We start from the raw sequence: 2,080 nt of genomic DNA on the forward strand, positions 1-2,080 counted from the left end.
CCCCAACCCACCCCGCCGCCGCCCCCGGTGGGCAGACCTACGCGCTCGGCTTCCATCCCAGCGCCGGGCCCAGCCTGGTCGCCATGTCGGTGAGGATCTGTACGTAGTCCTCGTGCTCGAAGGTGAACGGCAGCGCGAACGCCACCTCGTCCACCTCGCGGAACGCGGCGTGCGCGTGCAGGCGTTCGGCGATCTGGTCCGACGTGCCGACGATGTCCGGCGCGAACATCAGCCGCGCCGGCCCCTGCGGGGTGGCGGTACGAGGGGTGCGCTGCGCCGCGTACTCCTCGTACCGCGCCCGCTGCTCCGGCGAGGCCGAGTCGGTCGGGATGACGACGAGCCCCTGGGACACGCGGGCCTCCTCGCCGTCCGGATGCGCGGAGCGGAAGGCGCGGATGTGCGACAGCTGGATCTCCGCGAAGTCGTACGGTCCCTCCGGGGCCTCCGCCTTGACGACGCTGCTGGTCAGGAAGTTCATGCCGTGCTCGCCGGCCCAGCGCGCCGAGCTCAGGCTGCCGCCGCCGTACCAGAGACGTCGGCCGAGGCCGGGGGAGTGCGGCTGCACCCGGTCCGAGAAGACCTCGAAGCCCCGCACCCCGCTGAAGGCGCCGGCCCGCTCACCGCGCACGAGGTCCAGCAGCCGCCGCACCCGCTCGTAGGAGAAGTCCTCGGCGTCGGCCGTGTCCGGGTACAGCGCCGCCCTGACGTCGTCGAAGTGCATCGGCGGGCCCACGCTCACACCGGGGTTGATCCGGCCGCCGGACAGGCCGTCCACGGTCGCCAGGTCCTCGGCCAGCCGCAGCGGGTTCTCCCAGCCGAGCGGGATGACCGCCGTGCCCAGCTCGATCCGGCTGGTGCGCTGCGAGGCCGCCGCCATGACGGCCACCGGGGACGAGATGCCGTACTGGAGATGCCGGTGGCGCAGCCACGCGCTGTCGAAGCCGAGCCGCTCGCCCAGCTCGATGATCTCCAGCGTGGACTCGTGCCCGCGCCGCGGATCCGCCTCGTCGAACAGGCCGATGGTCAGGAAGCCCAGCTTGCGCAGGGGGCGGGGGGTGGACGGCACGGGCTCCTCCGGGTTGTTTGACATCTCAAGCAGTACGCCGGTGCCAACCCGGCCGTCACACGTGATGTTCCCGGTCCTACAACCCGGTGGGCCGGGTTCGGGTCAGGGGGATGGTCACCTCGTCCTCCACCGGCGGATCGAGTTCCTGGGCGAGGTTGCCGGTGGCCGCGAAGCAGCGCAGCCGCACCTCCTCCAGGGTGACGTCGAGCCGCAGGAAGCACTTGAAGAACGGCGGGCTGTACGTGGCCGAGCTCGGCGAGAACAGCTGGGTGTAGATCTTGCGCACCGGCAGCCGGAACCGGGAGGTGCGGTCGGGCCGACCGCCCGCCCCGAGGAGACTGGCGACCAGGCGGGTGCGGAGGGTGACGCGGGCCGGCTCGCCCGGCAGGCGGGTGGGCGGGATGCCGAGGCGCTCGGCGATCACCGCGGTGGCCTCGGCCTCGGTGAGGGTGAAGAAGCGGCGCAGGCGCAGCCGGCGGCCGTAGAGCCTGCTGTAGAAGGCCAGTGAGTCGCCGCGCAGGGGATAGCAGCGGAAGTCCTTCTCCGTGACGTTCCCGATCGAGACGCGCGGGATGGTGTGCGTGGCGTGCATGAACGCGCCGCCACCGCCCGAGACGACGTACTGGATGGTGCGGCCGTCCACGTCGACCGGGTAGCGCTGGTAGTTGTGGATGTCGCCGCCTATCGCCGCGACGTAGTGGTGGGCCGGGTCGCGCACGATGTCGTCGACCGTGCCGCCGCCCTCGATGGCGCACGGGTGGTGCTCGCCGTCCACGTACAGCGGCGAACCGGTGATGAGGATCTTCGGACGCGGGCCCCGGGAGACCTCGCGCAGCCAGGCGCCCTGTTCGGCGTCGAGCGTCCCGAGCAGCCCGGTGTCTATGCCGATGATCCGGAGCGGGCCGGCGTCGACGGCCCAGTACGGGCCCGGCTGCACGGCCTGTTGGGACGGCTGCGCACGCAACCGGCGTGCCCCGTCGAGGCGTTGGCCGTCGTGCGCACGCGGCCGGTGCC

The 2,080-nt window shown here is 72.5% G+C and carries 1 protein-coding gene and 1 pseudogene; both read right to left on the minus strand.

Annotated features, from left to right (window positions below):
- Nucleotides 1-37 precede the first annotated feature (37 nt).
- The gene (locus EHS43_RS43295) at nt 38-1,066 is read right to left on the minus strand and encodes an LLM class flavin-dependent oxidoreductase (RefSeq protein WP_125195910.1); all 1,029 of its coding nucleotides are present in this window, start codon (nt 1,064-1,066) and stop codon (nt 38-40) included.
- Between the two features lie 76 nt (nt 1,067-1,142).
- Nucleotides 1,143-2,080: pseudogene (locus tag EHS43_RS43300) on the minus strand (metallophosphoesterase); the annotation flags it as partial.

Source organism: Streptomyces sp. RP5T (genome assembly GCF_003933965.1).
Classification (GTDB): domain Bacteria; phylum Actinomycetota; class Actinomycetes; order Streptomycetales; family Streptomycetaceae; genus Streptomyces.